Annotated in this window: 34 protein-coding genes and 1 pseudogene; 19 read left to right on the top strand and 16 right to left on the bottom strand. The window is 51.2% G+C overall.

Going from position 1 to position 26348, the window contains the following annotated elements:
- The 3 genes from AWU74_RS01280 to AWU74_RS01270 form a co-directional block, all read left to right on the top strand.
- Positions 1 to 271: ABC transporter permease (locus AWU74_RS01280; RefSeq protein ID WP_187150780.1), on the top strand; the 271-nt coding region annotated here is incomplete at its 5' end.
- A gap of 273 nt (positions 272 to 544) precedes the next feature.
- Complete coding sequence (locus tag AWU74_RS01275) at positions 545 to 1012, top strand: hypothetical protein (protein WP_062326837.1); 468 nt, start codon at positions 545 to 547, stop codon at positions 1010 to 1012.
- A gap of 148 nt (positions 1013 to 1160) precedes the next feature.
- Positions 1161 to 2870, top strand: coding sequence for a DUF262 domain-containing protein (locus AWU74_RS01270; RefSeq protein WP_062326836.1), 1710 nt, complete (start codon positions 1161 to 1163; stop codon positions 2868 to 2870).
- 111 nt (positions 2871 to 2981) lie between these two features.
- Here the strand turns inward: AWU74_RS01270 and AWU74_RS01265 are convergent, their stop codons facing one another.
- Positions 2982 to 4553 carry a YifB family Mg chelatase-like AAA ATPase gene (locus tag AWU74_RS01265; RefSeq protein WP_062326835.1) on the bottom strand — a complete coding sequence of 524 codons (1572 nt, stop codon included), beginning with the start codon at positions 4551 to 4553 and terminating at the stop codon, positions 2982 to 2984.
- 306 nt (positions 4554 to 4859) lie between these two features.
- On the opposite strand from AWU74_RS01265, the gene AWU74_RS01260 reads away from it, so the two are divergent.
- A complete protein-coding gene (locus AWU74_RS01260; protein WP_162504635.1) occupies positions 4860 to 5864 on the top strand; it encodes a hypothetical protein in 1005 nt (334 codons plus the stop codon).
- On the opposite strand, the gene AWU74_RS01255 is transcribed toward AWU74_RS01260, so the two are convergent.
- The 4 genes from AWU74_RS01255 to AWU74_RS01245 form a co-directional block, all read right to left on the bottom strand.
- Entirely contained in the window at positions 5861 to 6265 is a 405-nt protein-coding gene (locus AWU74_RS01255) for an acyl-CoA thioesterase (RefSeq protein ID WP_059369004.1), read from the bottom strand. The two genes, AWU74_RS01260 and AWU74_RS01255, sit on opposite strands and share 4 nt — an antisense overlap.
- A gap of 15 nt (positions 6266 to 6280) precedes the next feature.
- Positions 6281 to 7366 (bottom strand): aminotransferase class IV, encoded by a 1086-nt coding sequence (locus tag AWU74_RS01250; RefSeq protein WP_062326833.1) that lies wholly within the window; start codon positions 7364 to 7366, stop codon positions 6281 to 6283.
- Between the two features lie 458 nt (positions 7367 to 7824).
- Positions 7825 to 8490 carry a hypothetical protein gene (locus AWU74_RS09830; RefSeq protein ID WP_162504634.1) on the bottom strand — a complete coding sequence of 222 codons (666 nt, stop codon included), beginning with the start codon at positions 8488 to 8490 and terminating at the stop codon, positions 7825 to 7827.
- A gap of 253 nt (positions 8491 to 8743) precedes the next feature.
- Complete coding sequence (locus AWU74_RS01245) at positions 8744 to 9208, bottom strand: hypothetical protein (protein WP_162504633.1); 465 nt, start codon at positions 9206 to 9208, stop codon at positions 8744 to 8746.
- Positions 9209 to 9374: 166 nt separating this feature from the next.
- Here AWU74_RS01245 and AWU74_RS09825 point away from each other — a divergent pair, with 166 nt between their 5' ends.
- Entirely contained in the window at positions 9375 to 9983 is a 609-nt protein-coding gene (locus AWU74_RS09825; RefSeq protein ID WP_162504632.1) for a hypothetical protein, read from the top strand.
- On the opposite strand, the gene AWU74_RS01240 is transcribed toward AWU74_RS09825, so the two are convergent.
- The 4 genes from AWU74_RS01240 to AWU74_RS11365 form a co-directional block, all read right to left on the bottom strand.
- Positions 9971 to 11068 (bottom strand): Ldh family oxidoreductase, encoded by a 1098-nt coding sequence (locus AWU74_RS01240; RefSeq protein WP_062326830.1) that lies wholly within the window; start codon positions 11066 to 11068, stop codon positions 9971 to 9973. The genes AWU74_RS09825 and AWU74_RS01240 overlap by 13 nt on opposite strands.
- Positions 11069 to 12547, bottom strand: coding sequence for a sodium:solute symporter family protein (locus tag AWU74_RS01235; RefSeq protein WP_062326828.1), 1479 nt, complete (start codon positions 12545 to 12547; stop codon positions 11069 to 11071).
- 1 nt (position 12548) lies between these two features.
- On the bottom strand, positions 12549 to 13520 hold the full coding sequence (locus AWU74_RS01230) for a hypothetical protein (protein ID WP_062326826.1): 972 nt from the start codon (positions 13518 to 13520) through the stop codon (positions 12549 to 12551).
- 256 nt (positions 13521 to 13776) lie between these two features.
- On the bottom strand, positions 13777 to 14016 hold the full coding sequence (locus AWU74_RS11365) for a hypothetical protein (protein ID WP_187150779.1): 240 nt from the start codon (positions 14014 to 14016) through the stop codon (positions 13777 to 13779).
- A gap of 75 nt (positions 14017 to 14091) precedes the next feature.
- Here AWU74_RS11365 and AWU74_RS01215 point away from each other — a divergent pair, with 75 nt between their 5' ends.
- Positions 14092 to 14430, top strand: coding sequence for a hypothetical protein (locus AWU74_RS01215; RefSeq protein WP_187150778.1), 339 nt, complete (start codon positions 14092 to 14094; stop codon positions 14428 to 14430).
- A gap of 236 nt (positions 14431 to 14666) precedes the next feature.
- Here AWU74_RS01215 and AWU74_RS01210 read toward each other — a convergent pair whose 3' ends face one another.
- The 3 genes from AWU74_RS01210 to AWU74_RS13110 all read right to left on the bottom strand — a co-directional run bounded on the left by AWU74_RS01210 (position 14667) and on the right by AWU74_RS13110 (position 15811).
- Positions 14667 to 15236: a hypothetical protein gene (locus tag AWU74_RS01210; protein WP_062326819.1), complete on the bottom strand. Its 570-nt coding sequence runs from the start codon at positions 15234 to 15236 to the stop codon at positions 14667 to 14669.
- Between the two features lie 10 nt (positions 15237 to 15246).
- On the bottom strand, positions 15247 to 15528 hold the full coding sequence (locus AWU74_RS01205) for a hypothetical protein (protein WP_062326817.1): 282 nt from the start codon (positions 15526 to 15528) through the stop codon (positions 15247 to 15249).
- A gap of 151 nt (positions 15529 to 15679) precedes the next feature.
- Positions 15680 to 15811: a hypothetical protein gene (locus AWU74_RS13110; RefSeq protein ID WP_306700898.1), complete on the bottom strand. Its 132-nt coding sequence runs from the start codon at positions 15809 to 15811 to the stop codon at positions 15680 to 15682.
- A gap of 247 nt (positions 15812 to 16058) precedes the next feature.
- On the opposite strand from AWU74_RS13110, the gene AWU74_RS01200 reads away from it, so the two are divergent.
- A complete protein-coding gene (locus AWU74_RS01200) occupies positions 16059 to 16220 on the top strand; it encodes a hypothetical protein (protein ID WP_187150777.1) in 162 nt (53 codons plus the stop codon).
- 86 nt (positions 16221 to 16306) lie between these two features.
- On the opposite strand, the gene AWU74_RS11360 is transcribed toward AWU74_RS01200, so the two are convergent.
- From AWU74_RS11360 to AWU74_RS01180, 4 genes are read right to left on the bottom strand one after another with little or no spacing between them, the layout of a single operon-like run.
- Entirely contained in the window at positions 16307 to 16753 is a 447-nt protein-coding gene (locus tag AWU74_RS11360; protein WP_062326813.1) for a hypothetical protein, read from the bottom strand.
- A gap of 45 nt (positions 16754 to 16798) precedes the next feature.
- A complete protein-coding gene (locus AWU74_RS01190; protein ID WP_062326811.1) occupies positions 16799 to 17185 on the bottom strand; it encodes a hypothetical protein in 387 nt (128 codons plus the stop codon).
- An 11-nt stretch (positions 17186 to 17196) separates the two neighbouring features.
- Entirely contained in the window at positions 17197 to 18210 is a 1014-nt protein-coding gene (locus tag AWU74_RS01185) for a hypothetical protein (RefSeq protein WP_062326809.1), read from the bottom strand.
- Positions 18173 to 18592, bottom strand: a complete 420-nt coding sequence (locus AWU74_RS01180; protein ID WP_187150776.1) for a hypothetical protein — start codon at positions 18590 to 18592, stop codon at positions 18173 to 18175. The genes AWU74_RS01185 and AWU74_RS01180 overlap by 38 nt, the downstream gene beginning before the upstream one ends.
- 390 nt (positions 18593 to 18982) lie before the next feature.
- On the opposite strand from AWU74_RS01180, the gene AWU74_RS13105 reads away from it, so the two are divergent.
- The 12 genes and pseudogenes from AWU74_RS13105 to AWU74_RS13300 form a co-directional block, all read left to right on the top strand.
- Entirely contained in the window at positions 18983 to 19108 is a 126-nt protein-coding gene (locus AWU74_RS13105) for a hypothetical protein (protein WP_306700897.1), read from the top strand.
- Positions 19109 to 19142: 34 nt separating this feature from the next.
- Entirely contained in the window at positions 19143 to 19943 is an 801-nt protein-coding gene (locus tag AWU74_RS01175) for a putative periplasmic lipoprotein (protein WP_062326805.1), read from the top strand.
- Positions 19944 to 20274: 331 nt separating this feature from the next.
- The gene (locus tag AWU74_RS11350; protein ID WP_187150774.1) at positions 20275 to 20427 is read left to right on the top strand and encodes a hypothetical protein; all 153 of its coding nucleotides are present in this window, start codon (positions 20275 to 20277) and stop codon (positions 20425 to 20427) included.
- 184 nt (positions 20428 to 20611) lie between these two features.
- Complete coding sequence (locus tag AWU74_RS01170) at positions 20612 to 21412, top strand: hypothetical protein (RefSeq protein ID WP_062326803.1); 801 nt, start codon at positions 20612 to 20614, stop codon at positions 21410 to 21412.
- 432 nt (positions 21413 to 21844) lie between these two features.
- Positions 21845 to 22363, top strand: a complete 519-nt coding sequence (locus tag AWU74_RS01165) for an AmiS/UreI family transporter (protein WP_162504629.1) — start codon at positions 21845 to 21847, stop codon at positions 22361 to 22363.
- 166 nt (positions 22364 to 22529) lie between these two features.
- Positions 22530 to 22832 carry an urease subunit gamma gene (gene ureA / locus AWU74_RS01160; protein WP_062326799.1) on the top strand — a complete coding sequence of 101 codons (303 nt, stop codon included), beginning with the start codon at positions 22530 to 22532 and terminating at the stop codon, positions 22830 to 22832.
- A gap of 16 nt (positions 22833 to 22848) precedes the next feature.
- Positions 22849 to 23196 carry an urease subunit beta gene (gene ureB / locus AWU74_RS01155; RefSeq protein WP_062326797.1) on the top strand — a complete coding sequence of 116 codons (348 nt, stop codon included), beginning with the start codon at positions 22849 to 22851 and terminating at the stop codon, positions 23194 to 23196.
- Positions 23181 to 24899, top strand: coding sequence for an urease subunit alpha (gene ureC / locus AWU74_RS01150; protein WP_062326794.1), 1719 nt, complete (start codon positions 23181 to 23183; stop codon positions 24897 to 24899). The genes ureB and ureC overlap by 16 nt, the downstream gene beginning before the upstream one ends.
- Positions 24900 to 24908: 9 nt before the next feature.
- A pseudogene (locus AWU74_RS13305) lies at positions 24909 to 25085 on the top strand (hypothetical protein); the annotation flags it as partial.
- Between the two features lie 111 nt (positions 25086 to 25196).
- Complete coding sequence (locus AWU74_RS12550; protein WP_238580115.1) at positions 25197 to 25436, top strand: urease accessory protein UreE; 240 nt, start codon at positions 25197 to 25199, stop codon at positions 25434 to 25436.
- 28 nt (positions 25437 to 25464) lie between these two features.
- Complete coding sequence (locus tag AWU74_RS01140; RefSeq protein ID WP_202966386.1) at positions 25465 to 26160, top strand: urease accessory protein UreF; 696 nt, start codon at positions 25465 to 25467, stop codon at positions 26158 to 26160.
- Between the two features lie 14 nt (positions 26161 to 26174).
- Positions 26175 to 26348, top strand: a 174-nt coding sequence (locus AWU74_RS13300) for a GTP-binding protein (RefSeq protein ID WP_162504628.1), incomplete at its 3' end; no start/stop codon positions are given.

Here is a 26348-nt window from a genome sequence, read left to right as displayed (position 1 = left end):
GCTGGTCAAGGTGCTGCTTCCCGACTGCGCCATACCCATTATCGGCAGCCTGCGCATACGGATTGCCACAGCCTTTATGATACTGGTCATGGCGGAAACTATCGGCGCCAATTCCGGTCTTGGCTATTATGTTAAGCGGTGGTCCGCCTGGGCGGATTACCCCAAAGTCTTTGCGGGGATTATTTTGATAGCCGTTGTGGTTACCGGAATAAACGCCCTGATCGGTCTCTTCGAGAAAAAAGTCCTGAAATGGGTTGAAATGCCCAAGTGAGTTTGCGCTGAGGGAAGGGCGCACAGAATATGACGGCGATCGGTACCGGCTGACGCAGAAAAGGCTTCTGCTCCTGAACCGTTTTTTAACGGAGCTGGCGGCGTCGATAACTGAACGACATACGGGTAACAAACAGGCAGGGTTTTCGCCCTGCCTGTTTTGCGCTCATCCTCACAGCCGGCTGATACCCGGACTTTACCGTATATGCCCGAGTTTTCTCAAAGAACTCGGCAGCAGAGGCGAAGGCACAGAGGCAAAGCCTGCGCGGGAAACTTGCGGTATAAAGGGAGTCTGTGTGCGCTAAATGAGCAACTTCCCCGCTTTTTTTACGCCGCCGAAGCACTCGCGGGAAGCAACGAGCGCCTCGTCGCGTGCAACAAGGGTTTGAACGCCTGCAACGAGAGTCCTGTTGGAAGCAACGAGAGCCCTGTTGGAAGCAACGAAGGTCTTGTTGAAAGCAACGAAGGTCTTGTTGGAAGCAACGAGAGGCTTGTTGGAAGCAACGAGAGGCTTGTTGCCAGCCACGAGAGGCTGAACGCACGCAGCGAGAGTCATTCTGGAAGCGGCGAGACTTATTCTGCAAGCAGCGAAAAGCTGGCTTTGCGCGGCGAAAACACGCACAGCCGCGAGCTGGAACGGGGGCGGCGCGCACTGCGCCCCGCCCCCGTTCTGCAAAAACGTTTGAAATATGCCGGAAAGTGTCCGCAGCGCAAACTCGTCGGCGCCGGCTTGACGCACTGAACGCGCTTACGGCAGTATACGGCGGCAGGGCGCATACAGGGAGGCGATCTATGTTGCCTATAGGGAATTAGGCGAAAATGGGGTATTGCAACTTTTGCAGAATATGTTACAGTAGCAAAAATAAATAGAGTGAGAGTGGGAAAAATATATGACTGAATTACAAGTCGGCAAGAAAAGCATCTCAAAACTATTCAGCGAAATGCAGAATAGAAAATTCATAATACCAGAGTTTCAGCGCCCCTATAAATGGGACACAGAGCTTTGCGAAACGCTGTGGAACGATATAGAGGATTTTGCTGCAAATGACGCTGCTTCCGGTGCGGATTATTTTCTTGGAACTATTGTATCTTGCCAAAATGAAAACGAAGACTTGGAAATTATTGACGGACAGCAAAGAATCACGTCGTTTTTATTGCTTTTACGTGTTTTCTACAGAAAACTTGAAGATATGAACCAAAACTCGCTAGATGTTGTGGGATTAAAAAGTAAAATAGCACCGTGTATATGGGACGTCGATGAAATATCCGGGGTTGTAACAGACAGAACAAAAATTCGGATTCAATCCTTGGTGATAACCGATGATGACAACAATACGTTCCATAAAATTTTGGAGACCGGCGATTGCCTGCCCAACGCAGAAGATAACTATTCAAAAAATTATAGTTTCTTCGAGACGAAATGCGATGAATATGCAAAAAATAATCCGCTTGGATGGAACCATTTATGTATAACAATTTTAAACCGCTGTATTATTCTTCCCATTGAATGTAATACATCAGAGACAGCGCTGAAAATATTTTCAACATTAAATGACAGAGGGCTTCCATTAGCGGATTCAGACGTATTCAAGGCGGAAATATACAAAAGCATTGAAACTTCTGATGAGCGGAAACTGTTTACGGAGGAGTGGAACGACCTTGCGCGCTTATGCAAACAGGCACGTATTACAATAGATGATATATTCAGATATTATATGCACGTCATACGCGCGCGGAATAATGACAATTCAAAAGAAGTTGGATTAAGAAAGTTTTACGCAGATTCAAAATATGCTTACCTGAAATCGCCTGAATTAATAAAAGAATTATGGGCTTTAGCTGATTTTTGGGTAAATATAAATATCCGAAAGGAACCCTCTTTATTTGACAGCGATTATTCAATTTCACCGGAAGCCAGACAATACCTTCATTGCCTTGCATATTACCCCAATGAATACTGGAAATACCCTGTCAGTGTGTTTTTTCTCAAAAGCCTCAAAAATAAAGAGAGCAAAACTTTTGACGAAAATTTTTGTTTCTTATTAAAACGGCTTATATCGCTGCTGTTTTATAAGTTTATTTTTACGCCGTCTATCAACGCTATTCGTGATGATATATATAATTTATATATTTCTATAAAAAGCTCAAAAAAACAGGATATAAATATCCCAATTGATGACGAAATTTTCTTTAAGCGGATGACTGACGAATTTGCGTCACCCAAAATATCGCGCGCTTTAATTTTATTAAACGCTTATTTACACCCGCAACAAAACGATTTAATACCTGAAACTTTTGACATTGAACACATTTTTCCTAGACAGTGGCAGGATTCCAACTATGGAGGTTGGAACAAGGAAGCTGCGCAGGTTTATCTTGACCACTTTGGAAATAAAATTGTGCTTGAAAAAAAGCTTAACATTCAAGCCGGAAATGGATATTTTGGCGTAAAAAAGAGTCGGTATGCAAAATCAAAGATTGCTGCAATATGTGAGTTGAGCAATCTGTCGCAAAATGATTGGCGAAAAGAAGATATTGAAGCAAGGGACAAGAGGTTCATCTCGGAAATACTTTCGTTTATTAAACAAAATATCGCCTGAGAGGCAATGCCACCCGCTTCGTTTAACAGAGCGTATACGCAAAAACTTGAGCGGCTGCCGCCGTTCCACCCGTTATGATAAGCTCGACACTATGTTCAGCGGATAAGCGCGCTAAAAGCTGAACGCAAACCCGCCTTCATGCTTTCTGAAGAACACCGCTTCTTTCATATGCGCTTCCCCGATGACGTCGCGCCCGTCCATATCGGCGATAGTCCGCGCCAGCTTCAGGCAGGACGCCGTGCCCCGCGCCGAAAACCCATAGTCCGCCGACGCGCAGGAGAGGGCGGAATCCGCGCCGCCGTCGGTAACGCAGTACTGCCGGATTTCCTCCGGCGACAAGAAGCGGTTCCGCTTGCCTTGCCGCTGCCGCTGAATGCGCACCGCGTTTCCCACTGCGACGCGCAGTTCCGCCGTCGAAGCCGCCGCGGCAGGCACAAAGAGCGATTCGCCGCGCTGGGCGCCGCGCGCGGGTTCCGCTTCGGAAAACACCGGAACGCGGAGGTCGATTCGGTCGAGCAGCGGGGCGGAGAACTTCTTCCAATACTGTTCAACCGAGCGTGCGCTGCACAGGCAGACTTTGTCGCGCGAGCCGAAGTTCCCGCAGGGACACGGATTTGCGGCGACGAGCAGTTGGAACGACGCGGGATACACACTGTTCCTACCCGCCCGGGACACGGTGATTTCTCCCGCCTCCAGCGGCACCCGCAGGGTTTGCAGCACGTTTGAGCGGAATTCCGCCGCTTCGTCGAGGAACAGTGCGCCGTTATGCGCCAGCGATACCTCGCCGGGCATGCAGCCGCGTCCGCCGCCCGCGATTCCTTCGAGGCTCGCGCTTTGGTGCGGGACCCGGAACGGAGGGGTGCGTATCAGCGGCTCGCCCCGCGCATATCCGGCAAGGCTGTGAATGCGGGTTACCGGACGGGCTTCTTCGTCGGTCAGGAACGGCAGCAGCGCGGGGAAGCGGCTTAACGCCAGCGTCTTCCCGCAGCCCGGCGGTCCGTATGCCAGCAGGTTGTGCGCCCCGGCGGCGGCAATTTGGAGCGCTCGGACGAGCTGCCCCTGCCGCTTGATTTCGGCGAATTCAAAGCCGTGCGCCATTTCGGGGAACTCGACCGTACCGTCCCGGACATTCCGGCGCGGCGCCTCTGACGGCGGGATTTCATGCGCGCAGTCTTTCAGCGCGGCAAACGCTTCGGCGAGCGTATCGCAGGCGGATACCGCCATGCCGCCCGCCTCGGCTTCCGCGCCGTTTGCCAGCGGCACAATGCAGCGCCGGATTCCCTGCTCCAGCGCTGAAGACACCGCCGCAAACACCCCGCGCACCGGGCGAATTCTGCCGGAAAGCTCAAGCTCGCCCATAACCAGCACCGCGCCCGTTTCTTCGGCAGTCGGCGCGCCGCCCGACGCCGGTTCCTTTGCCGCAAGCACCGCGAGCGCAATAGCGAGGTCGAAGCCCGCGCCGTCTTTTTTTATGTCGGCAGGGGACAGATTTATGAGAATGCGCTCAGGCGGGAACTCAAAGCCGGAATTCTTAATCGCAACCCGCGTCCGCTCCCGCGATTCGCGGACGGCGCCGCCCGCAAGCCCCACCATATCGATTGCGGGAATCCCGCGCCGCAAATCCACTTCAACCGCAACGAGGCTGCCTTCATACCCGAACGGGGAAAAGCTATATACATTCATGTTCGCTCCTGCGGAATACGTATGGCTATCATGGAGCGATTTCGGGCATATTCCCGCACTGAGCCCGTGCCTGTACTCTGTATAGAGGACGTGACAAAAGACAGGAAATAGTATAAACTTCTGGAGATCGTTATGGGAATAGTCTGCTGCCCGTTATGCAACAGCATTTTTCTCCGATGAATACACAGAAGCATGCATTTGCGAGGTTTTATGCGAAAAAGAGCATTTTTAGTATTCGCCGTAATCTGTGCGGCACACAGTGCGTTTTCACAAAAAAAGGACGAATACGAAGCACGTGGCGCGTTTATGGGATATGACGGATACGGATACGAAGAACGCAATAAATACGCCGAAAGCGAAACACCCGACGGATTTGCCGAATACGGCGGCTGGCTCAAAGAATATGACGAATATGCCGCCCCGGAACCCCCTGCCGTTTCCGAATACGGCGACGCGTTCGTGGGATATGACGAATACGAAGAGCGCAATAAATACGCCGAAAGCGAAGCACTCGACGAATTTGCCGAGTATGACGGCGGGTTTACAGAATACGGCGGCTGGCTCAAAGAGTACGGTGAATATGCCGAAGGCGAAGAATTTGCCGAATATGGCGAAAAAGCCGCCGCGGAACCGCCTATCGTTCCCAAGCCTCCCGTTGCGGCTAAGCCAACAGTTAAGCCGCCTGTAGCAGTCAAACCTCCTGCCGCTGCCAAGCCAGCTAAGCCGTCTGTCGCTCCCAAGCCACCTGTTGCAGCTAAACCGCCTGCCGCTAAACCAGTTAGACCACCTGTTGTAGCTAAGCCACCTGCCGCTCCTAAACCAGTTAAGCCTCCTGTGGCAGAAGCGGCGCGCGAAGAAAACGCCGTTGTCCGCACACAGTCGGGACAATTTCAGCTAGGCATAGACATAGAGGGAGGCTTAAGTGATATCAGCGGTTTTACGGGCGGCGGCGGAGTCGTGCTGGAGAATCGCTTTTCAGAGAATGTCGGCGCGGGCGCACAGATCATATTCTATGCCGATATGCCGAACGCTACGCTGATAACGCTTGAGTCAACCGCGTTTGCCGCGTTATATTTCCCGTCCGTTCCGCTGTACGGCGCCGCGCAGTTTTATGTGGCGGCAGACGCCGGAGCGGCGGTTTATCTGACCGATACGGGCACCCCTAACCCGGAAACGGCATTCTCTCCCACAGTAGGCGGCACGGTTGGCATAGAGTTTTCCCTCTCCAACGCATTCTATCTTGACCTGTTTGTTCGCGGCGGGTATCCGCTGCTGTTCAGCGGCGGGGTGGGCTTCGGGCGCGTCTTCTAGGGAGAGCCGGGCGTGAGCCCCGCTACCAAAAAAGCGTCGGGGATCGGCGACGGCTTCGAGTCGGCGGTAACGCATGCCCACGTTACGTCGGCTTCGGCGCATACCGTGCCGTCCGCTTTGTAAACCGTCTGGTGAAAAGTCCCCCATATCCTCTTGAGTTTTACCTGCTCCGTGTCGATAAAAAGCTGGTCGTCGAGCACCGCTGACGCCGTGTAGCGGATATCGACGCGGGTAATATACAGGTAGTATCCGGCGGCGACGAGCCCCTTGTAGTCAAACCCGCAGGCGCGAAGGAACTCCATTCGCGCGTATTCCAGATAATTGAGGTACACCGCGTTATTCACGTGCCGGTACGAATCGCATTCGTAGGTGCGGACGACTACCTGCGCCGTATGCTTCATCGCCGAACCCCGCGCCTATACGAACGCATTCCAGCCGTGCGTGTCGGGCTTGGTGCCGTACTGAATGCCCTTGAGGGTTTCCTGCAGCCGCTCGCTCAGCTCGCCGGGCTTCCGGCTGTTATAGACGGCTTCGGCGCCGTTGTGGGTAACGCTTTCTATCGGCGTAACGCCCGCGGCGGTTCCCGTTACGAAGCATTCCGCGCCGTCGGTCATCGCCTCTTCGATAGAGACGGGGCGTTCCTCAACCTTCACGCCTTCCGCTTTGGCGAGCTCTATCACGCTGGCGCGGGTGATTCCGGGCAGAATCGTGTCGCCGAGCACGGGCGTTACGAGCGTGCCGTTCCTGAGCCGGAAGAATATGTTGCACGACGAGCCTTCCTGAACGTAGCGGCGGTGCTCCGCGTCGAGGTACACCACTTCCATATAGCCTGCGTCTTCCGCCTCTCTCTTGGCGAGCGCGGAAATCACATAGTTCGACGCGCATTTAATGCTGCCCGTGCCGAACGGCGTCGCGCGGATTCGCTTCGTCGTTACCGCCTTGGTGTTGCCGCCTTTGAAATACGACGACACGACGGTCGCCGTAATCACCACGCACGGCGCGGCGGGAATGCCCACGCCGATAGCTCCCTCGCTGTTCATAAAGGGGCGCAGGTAAATGGCTTCCGCCGCGGCGAAATGGTCGCGCTCCCACTCGGCGCGGTAGGCGGGCACATAGCCGAGCGCGGCGTTTCTGCGGAGAAACTCCCGCACCGCCTCGACGAACAGGGCTTCGGGGTACACGGGCACTTTCAGCCCCCGCATCGAGGAGGCAAAGCGCGCGGCGTTCCGGTCGGGGCGGAACACGCTGAGCGCGCCGTCCCGGCGGGGGAACGCCTTCATGCCCTCAAAACAGCCCAGCCCGTACTGGCTCGTATACGATACCGCCGGAAGCCCCAGCTGATTGCGGCTTTCGTATACCGCCCGACGCTTTTCGGCGCTCATCGCGGCAAGCTCCGCATAGGGGATTTGGTCGCGCTCAAGCCACTGCGCTTCCCACGCGCCCGACGCTTTGTCGTAGCGCGCGCAATACGACACCGGAAACAGTTCTATGCTGAAAGCCATGAATCCTCCGCACACCCGCCGCTCATAGGGTTTCCGCAGATGATAGCGGTTCCCGCGCTGTGTTTCAAGGGCGCGGCGTTCCGCGTTGCCCGTGCGGGCAACGACAGAGTTTCTTGAGGGAACTGTCGCACGCCTGCGGCGTGCTTACCGAGTTTGCGCCGCTTCGCTTACCGCAAACTCGCGGGCATAGAGGTTTTGCCCCTATGCTTTGCCTGTGGGTGAAGACATAGAGCGCAAACGCCCCGCTGGGCATAAAAAAGGCGGGAGAAAGCCTGTTTGTTCCCCCGCTTTTCGGTAAGCCCGCTTGACAGGCAACTAGACGGAAACCGCCCGCATATCGCTCGGTAGCCTTATAGGTGGAAAGTTTCGGCAGACATAAAGGCGCGCAACAACGAAGCATAAACCGTATGTTATGCGAAATGCCAGTCCCTTTTTATTATGTTTTTTATCATGCTTCTCTATAATTTACATGGTAATTTATTAAATAACCAATTTATGTTAATATTATCTTTTATTTGTTGTACACGATTAATAACTGAATATCCATGTTGTACACCACAATAAAGAATAGCATTAGAAAAACCATACTCTAAAGAATAATCGTAAATTGTTTTTATCCAAGAACATTCTCTTTTTTCATTTAATTCTTTCCATGTTTTATATATATACTTTAATTTATCATCATTTAATTTTTGTAAAATGTCAATTTCTATTCTCTTAAGTCTTTCCATTAGCCTTACGCATATATCACTGTTAAGATAGAAAAAGCCTCTTTCAGAGGCAATTTCATTTAATCTTTCAGAAAAGTATTGATAATCTTTACTATATACTTTAAAAGCATAAAACATTATATCTACGTCATTCCAAAATACTTCATCGTTAACTAAATAATCTATATCGACCGGAATATGAGGTATATTTCTTTTCTTTAAAAATAACTTTACTGCTTCAGTTTCCACACCTTTTTTTGTCTGGAGACCTTTATATATAGATTCATGCAATGAAGGATAAATTTCTTCAAATATAACATCAGGGTCAACGGTATTAAATATTTTTAATAATTCACTAGAAGTGCAAGCACCATTATCTCTATGAGTTGTACAGACTAAAGTTATATTAATCAATTAATTTTCCTTTATAATAATTTTATATCCAAATTTATTTCAATTGTTTTATTCTGGCAAGTGTTATTTACAATATCGTTTTATTGGCATTTCGCATAACGCGAAGGGTTTACACACCGTGAACAGCGTTTGTCCCCGCCGCTTTTTATGACAATATAAAACGTGCACGGCATATTTGTCAAACATCTTTCGCACTAGGGCGGCGGGTAGGCACAGCGGCGCGCAACAACGAAGCGCAAGCCGTATGTTATTATTATTCCATATTCATTAGTGGGATTAATAGTAATAAGCCAAAACCTATGCCAATTCCTGCACCTAACAAATAGGATCCAGTTCCTGTCATCTCTGTATGCAGTGCAGAAGGCACTGTAGCAACATGATAGTTTCGAGGAACGTCTTTAATGCTATTAATGCCCATAACTAAAACTTTGCTATAATAAACAGTTCTAGAACTGCCATAAACACCATATCTATCACCATAAACGCCTCCCTCGGTTGAAGTTTCTGTGCCTATCATTCTGTATGCAACATATTGAAAACCATTTTGAAATCCCCAGTTTTCAACAACCTTAAGAATTTTATCAACTTCAACTACTAAAACCGGACCCGCATCTCTGTCTTCAACAGCCCTTGGTCTAACCGTAACACAGCCAAAAAGCATTGATGAAACAAGAACGACAGCAATAATTTTTTGAAGTTTCACTTTAATCTCCATCAAAGACAAGTGTGCATTTCGCACGTTTATTGCTCCTCCGGCGCACTATCGCCATTCGGTTTCCGGTACTATATCAAATATTCGGCGGTTCCGTCAATATGTTTCCAGCCTTTTCACCCCAACCCCGCTCTATGTTTTGCTATACCGCGAGTTCCTTCAAGAAATTCGGATGTTTCCCGCAAAGGCAACGCGCTGTGCCGGACTGCCGGAATTATCCAATTCTGCTCTAAAAGGTATACCTTCCGGGTTAAAAGGTGTACCTACTACGCTAAAAGGTATACCTTCTATGCCAAAAGGTGTACCTTCTATGCCAAAAGGTATACCTTCTATGCCAAAAGGTGTACCTTCTATGCCAAAAGGTGTACCTTCTATGCCAAAAGGTGTACCTTCTATGCCAAAAGGTGTACCTTCTATGTTAAAAGGTGTACCTTCTATGCCAAAAGGTGTACCTTCTATGCCAAAAGGTGTACCTTCTATGCCAAAAGGTGTACCTTCTATGCCAAAAGGTGTACCTTCTATGTTAAAAGGTATACCTTCTATGCCAAAAGGTGTACCTTCTATGTTAAAAGGTATACCTTCTATATTAAAAGGTACACCTTTTGAAGCAGGGTTGCCCGATTATGAAGCGCGGACGGACAGACCTGAAGCGCGCTTGCCGTTCCCCGTGCAGGGAACGTCCGCGTCCGGCTCGGCGCATAGGCAAAGACAGAGAGGTTCTGCCCTATGGGTAAAGGCATTAAGGCAAAGCCTCTCTGCCGAGTTCCTTCAAGAAACTTGAACGCTCGGCGGCAGCCGAACGCCCGCCTCTTCCGCCAGCGAATCCAGCAGCGCGCAGGTGGCGTCGTCGATAAAGACGCCTTCTTTCAGCGACTTCTCCCGCGCCTCCGCTTCTTTTTCGCCGTGGATATAAATGCGCTCCTGCCCCGCCGCCTTTTCGCCGCCCCGTATGTCGGCGAGAATGCCGGCGACGTGCGCCTTGAGCGCGTCCGCCTCGCCGAAGAGGTCGAGCGAAACCGCGCCGAAGAAGTGCGCAATGCCGGAGCCGCGCCCTTTCTGGAACGTGTGCAGGCTGCTCATGCCGAGCGACATGCCGGAGCAGAGCAGTTCCACAAGCAAGCCCAGCCCGAAGCCCTTGTGCCCGCCGCTTTCCTCGCCCTCGCCGCCGAGGAACAGGTGCCCGCCGTAGCGCGGGTCGGCGGAGAACAGCCGCTCAAAGGCGGTCGCGTCCGTGGTGCCCGCGCCGTGCTCGTCGACCGCCCAGCCTTGGGGCATAGGCTTCTTGCGCCGGTCGTACACCTCCACCTTGCCGTGCGCCACCGTCGTCGTCGCCATATCGAGCAGGAATGTCCTGCCGCCGGCTTCGGGAATCGCCGCCGCGATAGGGTTCGTGCCCAGCGCCCGCTCCCGCCCGAAAGTGGGAATGGCGCCGGGGCGCGTGTTGGTGAACGCCGTGCCGATCATATTGTGCCGCGCGATTTTTTCCGCCCACAGCCCCGCAATGCCGAAGTGGTTCGAGTTCCGCACGGCGCAGAAGGCGACGCCGGTCTTTTCGGCGCGCTCAAGCAGCTTGGCGACGCTCCAGTCGGCGACGTAGCTGCCCACTCCGTCGTGCCCGTCTACCACGAGCGACGACGGCGTCTGGTGCACAATCTCCGGCTCCGCGCCGGGTTTGGCAAAGCCGCCCTGTATGTTCTTGCGGTAAAAATTCAGCCGCGACACGCCGTGCGACGGGATATTCCGCGCATCCGCTTCCGCGAGCACGTAGGCGGTTATCGCCGCTTCCTTCGCCGAATAGCCGTAGCTCTTCCGCAAAATCGTTTCGGTCAGCGTGAGCAAATCGTTATACGGTATAAGCCTGTTCATTTATAAGTCCTCCTGGGGGAGCAGCTTGTCCGCCGGATTTTTGCCGAAAACCGCGCACGCGGCAAAGATGAGCAGGCAGACGAGCCACTCGGGATAAATCAGTTGTCCTTTGAAAAACCCCCGTATATTCAGCGCTTCCAGCGCCGGGCTTGCGGATTCCAGCGCGGGCAGAAGCGTCCAGACGAGCCACAGAATGAGCGAGGCGAGCACGACGGGGAAGCCCGCGGCGCGTTTGCAGAGCCGCGGGGCGTATATGTTTGCCAGTATCAGCAGGGTGAACGAGGTGGTTACGGCGAGCGCCGTGGTCAGCATGCTCAGAATGCTGCTCACGGTGAGCGCCAGAAGGAACGACAGCGCGCTGACGCACAGCACGGTTGCGCGGGAAACGGCGAGCTGATTCCTGTCCGCGATAGGCTTTTTGTAGGCTTTTTTGACTATGTCTTCCAGCACCAGCGTCGAGCAGCCCATGAGCAGTCCGACGGCGGTGGAGATATCCGCAGCCCAGAGCGCGGCGAGGAAAACGCCGCCCACGAGCGGCGTGAGTTCCGCGGCAATCGTGGGCAGCGCCAGCGCGGGGTTCAGCCCGGGGAACTTCGCCGCCGCGACGACGCCGAACAGGGCGCAGAGAAAGCCCGCGGGCAGGATGATGACGCCGCCGACGACCATGCCGAGCCGGGCTGTTTTTTCGTCCTTTGCGGAAAACACTATCTGCGTGGCGGCTTGGGTGGATACCGCCATGGTAATCATCACGGCGAGGTATCCGGCGACCGCCCAGCCGCCCAGCGATTCCGGCGCGGAGCCGACCAACGCGAACCAGCCGCCCGGGGGAAGGCTCGCCTTGATCGATTCAAGCCCGCCGAATCTGCCGAAGGTTTGAAACAGCGCGGCTATAATCCCGATGTATATGACGACGACGTTGACCAGATTGGTCAGTCCGCTCGCCCAGTACCCGCCCATGACGGTAATCAACACGAAAATCGCCGCCGTAACCACCATTCCGTGCCGGAGTGAAGGGAACACGTCGGGCATTAGCGCGCTCAGAATCGCGCCGCCCGCCACGTATTGCAGCGACGTAATCGTAATCATCACCAGAAGCTGGCTGATGACGCTCAAGAACCGCGTCTTTGGTCCGTACATAAGCCCGACCATTTCGGGTACCGTCTTGACGCGCATTTTCCGCAGATAGCCCGCGGCGAACAGCCCGACGAAAATGCCGCCCGCGCCCCACGCGCCGTTATACCAGCCGGCGGAAAGCCCTTTGGTATACGCCGTCTGCGCCACGCCGACCGTCGACGCGCCGCCTATGGCGAGCCCGATAAGCATTACCGCGACAAAAGCGGCGGGCATGTTCCGCCCCGCCAGCAGGTAGGAGAGCATTTTATTGTGCGCGGCGGTTTTCGCCTGCAGCCTCGTCGCCCACGCGGCAAGCCCCAGCAGCAGCGCCACGTACACAATCAAAATAGCCAGTTGCGTGTTCATATCAGACGCCTTCCGGTTTCTGTTCCTGCCACGACGCGGCTAGTTTCGCAACGTCGAGGCGGAAGCGGTATTTATTCGTTTCGACCCACGCGCGCCCGTCGGCGAACTGCGCTCTCGCCTCGGGCAGGCTGCACCCCGCCTTCCGCCAGTAGCCGTAAAACGCGCTGAGCGGAATATAGCCGTGGTCGTTCTGCACGACGGGCGCAATGTTCTTCAAAAAGAAGCGGAGCGACGATGCGCCCTCGCCCGCGTCCTCTTCGGCGCGGTCGGCTTCGTAGGAGAACTGCATGAGCGGCGAAAAGCGGGTTTCCTCACCCCAAAGCCACGCGCGAAGCGAAAAATCGAGGTTCTGCCAGTACGGGGACGCAATCGTGTAATCGTAGCCGCCGAGCCGCATGAAGCGCTCGCGGTGAAACAGCGCGACGTGGTCGAGGGGGTAGAGCGTCTTCCGCCCCTCGGCAAACAGGGGGGAAACCGCGACGGCAAAGCGTTTTTTCTGCACCGAGGGCGAAAAGCATACCGGAATCGGGCGCAAATCGTGCGTAAGCAGGTACGGCGCCGTGCAGAACGCGTCCGACTCGGCGATTCTGCGGAATATGCGCGGCGTAAACATCTGCGGCGTAATCTTGAGCGCGTCGTGCAGGACGAGCGCGTATTCGTCGGACGTTTCGCCGAGCGCAAGGTTTATCATTTCGCCCGGCGAAACGGCTTCGTGCAGCAGGATAAAGGTGACGGACGGGAAGCGCTGGATCAGGCTTTCGGCACCGCCGTTATCGCCCGGCGGCTCGACGGACACTATGGAAGAAAACCCGTTTTGCAGCAGGCTTTCGAGCGCCGAATCGCGGCGGCTGTTCGGCGCGCGGCTGAGCAGCACGGCGCATACCGGCATTTCCGCGTTGCGCGGCTTTTCGCCGCCGCCGAGCATGGTGCGGGAAATCTGCCGCTCGTTAAAGACTACCGGTATCGCGTTCATCGCATTCCTTGTGTGTTCACTGTACGGCATTCGCGGCAGAAGCGTTCGGCGGTAGCCGAACGTCCGAGTTTTCTGAAAAAACTCGGCAGATAGGTTTTTGCCTCTATGTTTGCACCTATGGGCAAAGGCGTTCGGCAAAAACTCGACAGCGAGGTAAAACCTGTATGCGCAAACTTACGGCGTGAAAGCACGGCATATACGGCTGCGCCTCCCGCCTTCTCCGGTAAAAAATGACGCGGAAAGAAAACACACAGATTTACTGTATGGCATTCGCCGCAGAAATGTCAAGGCGTTCGGCGTTGCCCTTTCGGGCAGCGACAGAGTCCGCCGCAAGCCTTCGGCTTGCTGCCGAGTTTGCTTTGCAAACTCGCTTGACATATCGGCTTTCGCCTCCTCGATAGGCTCGCTCGGCAGCCCCACTGGTGGAAGCCGCCGCAAAGCCTTCTTGATAACCACAGCAGGCGCTTACCCGCACTATGGGCTTTAACGCCGACACCCGGACGCACACGTTCTGGATTATTGCGCTTGCCTGCGCAGCTTTTGAACAGACCTATTCAGCTCTTGCCGTAGCTTGGTGGACTCTTGCCGCAGCTTCGCCGACTGGGACTGCCGAAATGGAGAGAAAGGGAGCGGGCTTTGCCCGTTCCCTTTCTCGTCTCATAGGGGAAGCGGTTTTGCCGCTTTCCCTATGACGGCGTACAGGCAGGATATGGCGGAAAAACCCTTGTATTATATAGAGATATACGGCGTAACGGCAAGACCGGACGCGACCTTTGGCGGCGTTTTTGAGCCGCTCATAGGATTTTATGCGTCACTCACAGGATTTTATGCGTGGTTCACAAGGTTTTTTTTGCGCCAACTTAATCCGTCTTTTTTCGGTAGCCTCATAGGTAAAAGCCCTCTGCGTTAGCCTTTGGTTGGCTGGCATAGAAAAGACAAGCAGGGCTTCCGCTCTGCTTATTTCATTCTGCGTCCCTCGGTCGGATTGCTCGGTAGGCAATTATGCGGAAACCGCCGAGCATATCGCTCGGCAGACTGATAGGCAGGAAGCTCCATACAAACCATATCGATAGGCATTTGGCTGGTATAGAGTAGCAAAACGGCGCAACATAAACGACATGTTCTGTGCCGTTCGACACACGACAACTAACTTACCACACTTTCTTTAACTTTTTTATTCATATAGTATTTTTTATGATATTTCAACATATATTGATACATACAAAACGGTGGACGAAATTTAGATTCATAATCTTTGATATATAATTCAATATCATGATCGTATTTATCAACAAAATCTTGTTTATTTATTTTATTTTTGAAAAATGCATCACAGCCGCCTTCAAAAGCATCTAAAACCATTGCAATTGCAGCTTCTTTTTGGGCTTTCATTATTTCCGAATTTTCTGGAGTTTCAGTTATTTTTACTATTTGCAATTCCATAAATTGCATGTGTGTTTTTGCTGCATCAATGCGAACCGTTATAGCATTAAGGTTTCCCTCTTGCCGAATTAGTTCAGCATATTCTTCATTTTTTTCATTCTGACGCACATTTTGTTTACTATTTGAACGATTTAAAACAATAGTAACAATTATTGTTGCCACAGCGACAACTATGGAACCTATGCTAATGCACAATGTAATCCAATCTATCTTATCCCCTTCTAAATTTGTAAGACGGTTGAGAATATCCGGTAATACTATCTGACAATCCATATTCAACCCCTTATTCTTTGTATTTTGCCACAATGTCTCGCATTAGAGTAATGACTTCCTCGGAATTTTCGGATTCGGTTAAAAAGTGTAATTCTCCTACCCGTGGCGCTTGTAAATCTTCATCAATTTCGTTGATAATTTCAAGCTTGTCTTGAACAGAAACCGGTACGCCTGTTTCTGTATATACTAACTCATCCAATTTTTCTTGAATTTTCTGAGCAATAGAGGGTTTAAGGCTATTTTGACGTATAAAGACGGACAAACTCGACGCAATATCCTGTTTCGTTGCCATTTACAACCTCCGACATATTAACTATAACACAAATGAAAATGTTTGTCAAACCTTCACAAAAAACCTCTCCCGGTCACCCCCTCGTTTTCCCGCCTCACGGAATAATCGTATTAAACACCGTCCCCAGGGACCCGCCTGCCCTTCGCGTTCTTCAGCCGTATGCAAAAACTGACGGTTTTGCCCCTCTGTTTTCGCCCATAGACATAAAGGCTTTCGCCTCCTCGAGAGGCTCGCTCGGCAGCCCCACTGGTGGAAGCCGCCGCAAAGCCTTCTTGATAACCACAGCAGGCGCTTACCCGCACTATGGGCTTTAACGCCGACACCCGGACGCACACGTTCTGGATTATTGCGCTTGCCTGCGCAGCTTTTGAACAGACCTATTCAGCTCTTGCCGCAGCTTAGCCGACTGGGACTGCCGAAATGGAGAGAAAGGGAACGGGCTTTGCCCGTTCCCTTTCTCGTCTCATAGGGGAAGCGGTTTTGCCGCTTCCCCTATGACGGCGTACAGGCAGGATACGACGGGAAAACCTTTGTATTATATAGAGATATACGGCATAAAGGTAGCCCCGGATGCGTCACTCATAAAATTTTATGCGTGGCTCGCAGGATTTTTTGCGTCGCTCACAAAATTTTATGCGTCGCTCACAAAATTTTATGCGCCGCTCATAAAGTTTTATGAGCGGGTCGCTTGACGCCGCTTTTGCGCGAAATAACTTGCCGACAGGGCGCGGAACGTGTTTTATGCTGTTGCAAGAATAACGAAACGTATAGGGGGATTTTATGAACGCAGCGGAGAGGTTTTTAGCAGACGCAGCCCGAAAATGATACCGCTGTAATTCACTGTTATTTCGTAGCCGTCGTCATGAATTGTAATGACGGCTTTTGAACCGTCTGTAACCCATTTGCCGGAATAGGGAACGCCGACTTCGTCGTGTTGAACGCCATACTCTTTTTCTATGTCAAACATAACGCCATCAATGTAATAGATAATGCTGCGGTTTGAATACCCGCCGCGCCACTTGTCGGTTATTTTTATCTGTTCTCCTGTTTTAAGCAAACCAAAATGGCGTTTTCCGCTGCCGCAGAGCTGCCAAATACCTGTTACGTCACTTCCCGCGTTATTAACAACGGTAATGTCTGCAATTCGGTGCGGGTCGCATGAAAACAGCAGAAAAAAGGACAAAAAACAAACGAGCCATATATTTTTCTTTACCGTTATATTCACCTCGTTTATTTTTTCCCACAGACGCAGCCTGAAAATGATACCGCTTTAATTCACTTTTATTTCGTAGCCGTCGTCGTAAATTATAATGACGGCTTTTGAATTATTTTTAACACGTTTTTCGGAATAGGGAACGCCGACATCGTCGTATTTGACACCACGTTCCTGTTCTATGTCAAACATGACATCATCAATGTAATAGACAATGCTATTATTTGCATACCCGCCGCGCCACTCGTCGGTTATAGTTATCCGGTCTCCTGCTTCAAGCAAACTAAAACGGCGTTTTCCGCTGCCACACAGCAACCAGATATCCGTTACGTCACTTCCCGCGTTATTAATAACGGTAATGTCTGCAATTCGGCGCGGGTCGCATGAAAACAGCAGGAAAAAGGATAAAAAACAAACGAGCCATACATTTTTCTTTACCGTCATATTCACCTCGCTTATTTTTTCCCTACAGACGCAGCCTGAAAATGATACCACGTTATTTCAGGTTCCCACCACGCGTCTGTTAGCGGTCCATCTGTCCCATTATCGTGCATATAATACCAATGCTCCGACCAAATCGGTATTTTTATAAATATTTTTACCCAGTGTGTTTTTGTCTTTGTGCCGATTATTGCACGGTAATGCCACGCAAAAGCCGATTCGGGTGACGACCAGTCTATAAACTTAGACGACCTCAGAGAAACAGCCGGCAATTTTTCTTTTCTGATATGTTTATCAATAGGGCGCCATGAATGGTCGAATACGAAAATCCCCCAGTGCGAATATAAGCGGTATTTATTTTTTGTTAAGTTTTCCAGTCCGTCGCTGAGCGAGTTAAAATATTTTGGTCCTGTGCCTATCGTATTTTCCACGTCCGCATAAAACTGATAAAGTTTGATAACATCGTTCGTTGTCGGAATATTTTCATATCCTGATTTTGTTCCTAATCCAAGCATAATAAAAGCAATAACATTCGGGCCGCAATAACCGCTCGGGTTTTTCCAGTTCCTTATATTTGTCCAGTCAGGAAGTTTATATTCAGAAGTATCCGAGCCTGCGTCAATTAGCCACCCCATTGGTTCAATGCCTATTTCAAGCAGTTGCGATAATTCCTCTTCCGGAAAATTCAAAATGTCATTTTCAATTTTTGAGATTTCAGCCCAAAATCGGGTAAACTTTTCTTCCTTTATTGATTCTTGCGCAAGGTACGCATTAACCGTTTCTTGCGAAGTAATGCCCAATTTTTCTAGTGTTTCGCGGTCGGCGTTTTCAAGCAGGTCTTTTATTTTTACGTCGACGGGGTATGCTGTAAGATTTTCTTTTCCTGTTGCTGCGTCAACGGAACGGCTGGAACCGTTATTGCGCACAAATAGTTTCCCCGGATACCCTGCGTCGATAAGTTTGCCCTTGTTTGCAGAAACAGAACGCGCATTAGACGTCGTTATTTTCTTTGCAAAAAGGCATAACATATTGCACCGGTTCGCCTTCATTTTTCTCTGCAGCGCACGCGATTGCCCCGATTTCTGTGTTTCCCCGTATAACGCGAAATTCGTAATAGCGGGGCAACCCTGTTTGCGCGTTGTAAATAACAAGCGGATAATCAGAAAGAACCGCGCCGTCCCATGAATTGGTTTCACGGAATTCTGTCAACTCAACCACAGCAAAAAATCTTGCAAGTTTCCAGTTGACAAATCCTTCCGCCGAAGAAATAGCAGTCAGCGCTTGCTCGCCTGCATAAGGCGTTGCCCTCGCCTTGTTTGCGCCCGACCCAGAAATATCAAATATATGTCCGCACCCTGTTAATGCAGTTATTCCCAAAGTCAGCAGTACCGCGACAACCACACGTTTCAAATACATATAATCCTTCGTAGCTTTTGTATCAAAAAGATAAACGCAGTCGAGTAAAATTGTCAAGGTGTTTTTATGAACACATTCAGCAGAATCTCGCGTATGAAGCGCGCTGCCTCGCTGTTTGTTAAATCTGCTCCAAAAGGCAGACCTCTGGAGTAATAAGGTATACTTCCTGCGCGTTATAATTGCCTAATTATGCGCTGCGTTTGGCGTTCGGCAGCAGCCTTTATCCCGCGAGTTTGCAAAGCAAACTCGGTAGCACGCGGCCGCAGCTTCGCCGACTGGGACTGCCGAAAGGGAGAGAAAAGGAGCGGGCAAAGCCCGTTCCTTTTCTCGTCTCATAGGGGAAGCGGTTTTGCCGCTTCCCCTATGACGGCGTACAGGCAGGATATGGCGGAAAAATCTTTGTATTATATAAAGATAAGAAGGCTTGCGGCGGGATTTCTGGCGCGGCTCACAGGCTCTTATGCGCCGCTCACAAAATTTTTTGCGCGGCTCGCAGGACCTTGCGAGTAACTCGCAGGACCTTGCGGGCGGCGCATAAGGCTGCATGAGCGGGTCGTTTGACGCCGCGTTTTTATTAAAAAAAATATTGACAGGGTGCGGAGCATGTTTTATATTATTGCAAGAACAAAAAAACTCACAGGGGAATTTTATGAAAAAGTTTTTATGCATAGTGTTTGTTGCGCTGCTGTTTGCTGGTTGTGCCAATGAAGCTCGAAGAACTGCGGGCGTTGACGTGAACCCCGCGTATGAACGGGTAGTCGTCGGCGAATCGGCGCGAACTGAGATTATTGACGTAAACTATGCCCATAATAACAGTGCTGTTATCGCGGAATTGACTTCTCCTGATTTTACAGCGAAGTTTGATAACAGTTTAAATGCCGCGCAGAATTTGCTTGCAGCAACTTCTGCCGACGAAGTAAGCGTTCCGGTTACTGATAACATTGTTTTAGTGTTGTCAAACAAAACAGCGGTTGAAAAACTCGGCTGGTTTTCCTCGAAAGGGAAGGGTCTGTCTTACAAAACGGTACAGGCGGAACTAAATTTGACAGATAAAGGAGGGCTAGCGTTAATTTCATTGAAGACAGTCGGTAAGTTTTCCTATGATGGAACAACCGCTACGCCGATTCAGGTTTTTGGCGTATATACCGCTCTATTGTGGGATGTTTCTACAAGCGATTTTATGTCTAATGCCGGTCCGTCTTCTTACGTAACGACGCAGTTTACTGGAGCGATTAAAATCGGCGTTGACCCTGTTGATATGACTTTTATAACATTTTCGCGTGTCGGAGAGATAACGTGTGATGCTGAAGGGCGTTGTAAAACAACGTGGTATTATGCAGGATAAGAGGTGCGGCAATATTTTTCAGCGTAAGAGCAGCGATAAGGAGCGCAGACTATGAACGCAGCGAGAAGGTTTTGACCGCCGCCGTAACGGCGGGCGTCTTGGGAATTGGGGCGGGCATACTCGCGGCGTATAGGCACGCGCCGACTGGGACTGCCGAAATGGAGAGAAAGGGAGCGGGCTTTGCCCGTTCCCTTTCTTGTCTCATAGGGGAAGCGGCTTTGCCGCTTTTCCTATGACGGCGTAACGGCAAGGCATAGTCGTTCGGCAGTAGCCGAACGACAGAGTTTTCTGAAAAAACTCTGCACAGAGGCAAGGCATCGCGGAAAAACCTTTGTATTATATAGAGATACACGGCGTACAGGCAAAACCGGACGCGACCTTTGGCGGCGTTTTTGAGCCGCTCACAGGCTCTTGCGGGTCGCTCATAGGATTTTATGCGTCACTCAGAGGTTTTTATGAGTCACTCATAAAATCGTATGAGTGACCCGGAGGTTTTTATGCGCCGCTCATAAAATCGTATGAGTGACCCGGAGGTTTTTATGAGCGGGTCGCTTGACGCCGCGTTTTTATTAAAAAAGGTTAAAAAAGTTTAAAAAAAATATTGACAGGGTGCGGAGCGTGTTGTATACTTTTATGCATAGTAAACGCATTGCCGGAGGAAAAGAAAAATGACCAAGTTCAAAAAGGCAGCCATAAACGTTGCCACGATTATCGCCGTTGCAGCAACCGTCGGCACCAGTATAACACTAGTTGGATGTGATAGTCCGTTTGCAAAGAATGAGGTAAAAGAAGGCGCCGGTACTGCTACCCCTGAAAGAAAAGCAGGGGACGCCAAATATAACGATGGCGATTATGTGTTCTATTTCAAGGATGGTTCTCGTATTCATGGGGACTGTGACGGTTATAACTCAGATCCTAATGGCGTTACTACCATTTACGAGTGGCACATACTAGACGCGAATAAGTGGGAAAAAAGGCTTAAAGGAATTGGGATAAAGCCCGAAAAGTTTATAACAGCAAGAATGATACACTGTTGGGTTCGTTTTCCTACGAGTTTATTAAAAGGCGTTGGTTGGGAAGGCAATGGAAGTATAAACATTACACATACGCCTAATGCAGACATTTTAACAAACAGCGGATCGAAGATCAACTTTATAGCAGATTATATGCATTATGCTCGGGCACATGAAGGTTTCTCTATAACGCATTATTCTAGCCAAACCAAAGATTACGAGGGATTTGTTGATATAATCCGTGATGAACGACGTGAAAATAGAGAATATCCATCGATTCTTTTTGGATTCTTTGGAAGTGAAAGAGGAACCAATCAAAATAATGCGATGAATGCTTTAAAATCAGCTGGAATCACTATTGAAGTCGCAGACCACGGCGGAGGATCAGAATATAGAGGATTTACATACATTATAGTAAATGCAAATAATGTTAAGTGGTTTGCATTTGACTTATAACCTGCAATAGCAGCATTGAAGAGGCTGGCATCATAAACTGCCGGAAAGGAACAAAGAATGAACAAGAGCGGGGCACACGCCCCGCTCTTGTTTTATGCCCGGCGCTGTGCGGCAATCTTGCCGAACGCAATCAGCCTGCCGATACGCATCCGGACGGAACCATAAGCGAATGCAGAGGGCAGGGCGGAATTCCTGCTCTGTTATGCCCGGACGCGCTGCACTGCGGGCAAAGGCGGAGAGGTGTCAAGCGTTCGATTACCGCCGACCGTTTGACACCGTCAGCAGTTTTATGGCAGTATTGGGGACGCGGTGGGCATTGTGTCGGCCGCGGGAGAGTATATAAAGCCGGAGAAGACAGCCTCTGTCTGTCACGAAAATCCGCGAGCGAATACGGCGCGAATTATAGCTCGTTTTAATTTCGGGGAGAAATGCATGGGAATTACGGGAATCGGATTATTGTATGTCGGGTGCGTGCTCCTCATGAACGGAATAGCGACGATTCAGAAAAGCGACGCAAAAGCTAAAGCCGTAATGAACTTTTTTACCGGCGGCCTCTATGTTGCGCTTAACCTCGCAAATCTTGCGCGCGCGGTGTTCTCCGGCGCCGACATTTCAGCGTATTACGGCATAGGCACGAGCATGCTTTTTGGATTCACCTATCTCTATGTTGCCTTTACCGACTGGTTTGCGCTGGACGGAAGGTCACTGGCGTGGTACTGCTTCTTTGTCGGGGTCAACACCGTTCCGTGCGCTATCCAAAGCTTCTGCGGCGGGGATGTCCGTTTCGGCGTTATCTGGCTGATTTGGGGATTTTTGTGGTTTCTGTACTGGCTCGCCGGCGCTTTTAAGAAGATTAAAGTCGCCGCCGGTTTTGTCGGGGCGGCAACTGTTATCATCGGCGTCGCTACCTGCTGGATTCCCGGATACCTTATCATTTCAAATCTCTGGTGACCGTCAGCCCCGAATGCCGAGCCTGCATGCGGGTCATGAGCGCTCTGGGCGCGACAGCGGTTCAGCCGATATAGAGACGCGGTGCGTTTAGCGCCTGCAAAGGATACGGTTGACGGTCCTTTCTGATTCCATTAGGGTAAAAAAACAGTAAAAAGACGGAGTGTTTATGCAGTTAAATTCAAAAGAAACGGAAAAACTCCTGCTGCACCTTGCCGGGGATTTAGCCCGAAAGCGGAAGGACAGGGGGCTAAAGCTGAACTACCCCGAAGCGGTGGCATATATCAGCGCTGAGCTTCTGGAGCTTGCCCGGGACGGGAAAGATGTGGCGGAACTGATGCACTTGGGCACGACGCTGCTCAAGCGGGAGGACGTGCTGGAGGGAGTTGCGGATATGATTCACGAAGTTCAGATAGAGGCGACCTTTCCGGACGGAACCAAGCTGGTTACCGTACATAATCCCATAAATTAAAAAAAGGAGGAGCCGTATGACTGTCGGAGAAATTATTCCCAAAGACAGGGACTTGCTATTAAACGAAGGCAGAAAAACTATTTCCCTGCCGGTTAGCAATAAAGGCGACCGTCCCATTCAGGTGGGCAGTCATTTTCATTTTTTTGAGGTAAACCGCTTCCTGTCCTTTGACCGGAAACTAGCCTTCGGCATGCGGCTGGATATACCGTCGGGTACCGCGGTGCGCTTTGAGCCCGGGGAAACAAAGACGGTGAATTTGGTCGAAGTCGGGGGAAAGAAGAAACTCTATGGGTTGAACAATCTCACTAAAGGCGAAGGCTTTGCGACTGCGGCAGGGAGGGCGGAAAAATGGCTTACAAAATAAACGGCAGGGATTATGCCATGATGTTCGGTCCCACCGCGGGGGACCGGATACGTTTAGCTGATACGAATCTTATTATTGAAGTTGAAAAAGATTATACGGTTTACGGGGACGAGATAAAGTTCGGCGGCGGCAAGACTATCCGGGACGGTATGGGACAGTCGGCGAATACCACCAGCGCGGACGGTGACCTGGATATGGTTATCACCAATGCGGTTATATTGGATTATACGGGCATATACAAAGCCGACATCGGTATTAAAGACGGGAAGATAGCCGGCATAGGCAAGGCGGGGAACCCGGACATTATGGACGGGGTTACGCAGGGTATGACCGTGGGGGCTTCCACCGAAGCGCTTGCAGGGGAGGGGCTCATCGTTACCGCCGGGGGCATTGATACCCACATTCACTTTATCGCCCCGCAGCAGATAACCACCGCCCTGGAAAGCGGGGTTACCACGATGATAGGCGGCGGTACGGGACCGGCGGACGGCACTAATGCTACCACCTGCGTTCCCGGTCCCTGGAATCTCGCCCGTATGCTGGAAGCCGCCGAAGAATACCCCATGAACCTCGGCTTCCTTGGCAAGGGCAACTGTTCTGCGGAAAAACCACTGGAGGAACAGATTTTGGCTGGGGCTATGGGGCTCAAAATACACGAGGACTGGGGCTCCACACCGGCGGTGATAGACGCCTGCCTCAAAGTGGCGGACCGCTTTGACGTGCAGGCTGCTATACACACCGACACCCTGAACGAGGCGGGCTTTGTGGAGGATACCATTGCTGCCATAGACGGAAGGGTAATACACACCTACCATACCGAGGGTGCCGGCGGCGGCCATGCGCCGGACATCATCAAAATTGCTGCTTTTCCCAACATTCTGCCTTCCTCGACCAACCCTACCATGCCTTTTACAGTGAACACCATTGACGAACATTTGGATATGCTTATGGTTTGTCACCATCTAGATAAGCGTATAAAGGAAGACGTGGCCTTTGCGGATTCCCGGATACGACCGGAGACTATTGCTGCGGAAGACATACTTCACGATATGGGGGTCTTCAGCATGATGAGTTCCGATTCCCAGGCTATGGGGAGGGTCGGAGAGGTGATAACCCGCACGTGGCAAACCGCCCATAAAATGAAGGAGCAACGGGGAGTGCTTCCCGGCGATAGTTCGGCAAACGATAATTTCAGAGCTAAACGCTACGTTGCCAAGTATACGATTAACCCCGCCGTTACCCACGGCATAGCTCAGTACGCGGGTTCTGTGGAACAGGGGAAAATAGCCGACCTTGTTTTGTGGAACCCCGCTTTCTTCGGCATACGGCCCGCTATGGTCATCAAAGGCGGCATGATCGCCCTTGCGAAAATGGGTGACCCCAATGCGTCGATTCCTACCACGGAACCGGTTTTCTACCGGCCAATGTTCGCCGCCCACGGACGGGCAAAATATTCCACCAGCGTCACCTTTGTTTCCCGTGCTGCTATGGACGGAGGGATCAAAAACAGGCTGGGGCTTCAGCGGCTGGTGCTGCCTGTTTCGGGCTGCCGTAAGATTGGCAAGGCGGATATGCGCCACAACAATGCTACGCCGAAGATTACCGTCGATCCCGAAACCTATGAGGTTAGGGCGGACGGAGCATTACTGCGTTGCGATCCCGCCAAAAAACTGCCGCTGACGCAGCTTTACAGTTTGTTCTGAGGAATCGCCGTGGCGGACGATAAAACGGTGCTTTGCGAAAAACTTTTAGGGACGCTTACGGATTTTTCCGGCAAGACTGTTGATTACGTTACCGTTGAATGGCATGAGATTAGTAAACGGGTTCACCGCAAGACCAGTCAGGGAGGCGTAGATATAGCTATACGCCTTGGGGACGAAGCTTTGGTTCGTCCACTGGCGCAGGACGACGTACTGGCTACGGATGATGACCGTGTTTTCGCCGTAGATATTCCCCCTTGCGAAGTTCTGGTAATACGGATCGATCCAAACCATAGAGGTATGGCGGAAAAGGTCTGCTGGGAAATAGGCAATAAACACGTCCCGCTTTTCCGCGGCGAGACCGACGGAGAGTTTATCACCCCCTACGATATGCCCGTAGAAACTCTGTTGAAAAAATTACACGGGGTTACCGTGGAGAGGGGGCAACGTAAGCTGAATTTTTCCCGGGCAATCTCCGCTGCCGTCGGGCATACACACAATTACGACCACGAGCAGTACTACCATTGTCATGAACAGTAACTCTTCGTCCGAAGGGGCAAGGTGGTTTTTGCTGCTCCAGATGAACGATGCCCTCTTTCCTATCGGCGCATTTGCCCACTCCTATGGAGTGGAAACTTATATCCAGAAAAGACTGGTTCATGACGCCCCAAGTGCAGCCCAATACCTTCGGGCAAATCTTGAACAGAGCTTTTTATACGGCGATTTACTATGCGCAGCCCTTGCGTGGGATTGCGGTATTATCCGGGATATTCCCGGCTTGATAAATCTGGAAGTCCTGGTACGAGCATCGAAAGCTCCGTCGGAAATTCGGGACGCTGCGCATAAGCTCGGCTCACGGTTTATCAAAACCGTAACAGCCTTGCTGCCAGAGGCGGGTAGCGATTCTTCCGGGACCGTTCCTTTTCTCGCGGAATACTCAAGCGTCCTTGCAAAGACCGGTGCTTTCCCCTCCCACGCTGCGGCTTACGGCGTCTGCTGCGGCGCCCTGAATATTCCTAAAGCAAGGTCTCTGCGCGCATTCCTCTACGCCCAGTCTTCAGCCATGGTAACCTGCTGTGTCAAGACTATCCCTTTAAGCCAGACTGCGGGACAACGCCTCCTCACCGGCCTCTTTGGCTGCATGGGGTGCCTGCTGGAAGCAACGGAATCCCTGACGGCGGATGATCTCTATCGAACCTGTCCGGGCTTTGACCTGCGGTGCATGGAGCACGAGACTCTGTACAGCCGTTTATTTATGAGCTGAGGTATGATAATGATATGAGGTATACAAAAATCGGCGTCGCCGGCCCAGTAGGTTCCGGCAAGACCGCTTTGGTAGAAGCCCTGACCCGCCGTCTGGCGAAGGATTACCGTATCTGTGTAATAACCAACGATATTTACACCAGGGAGGACGCGGAATTTCTCTGCGCCCATTCGGTGTTGCCCAGGGAG

The sequence above is a fragment of the Treponema endosymbiont of Eucomonympha sp. genome, from assembly GCF_001028545.1.
The sequence above is the reverse complement of the archived record's forward strand: the minus strand, read 5'-3'. Positions and strand labels throughout refer to the sequence as shown.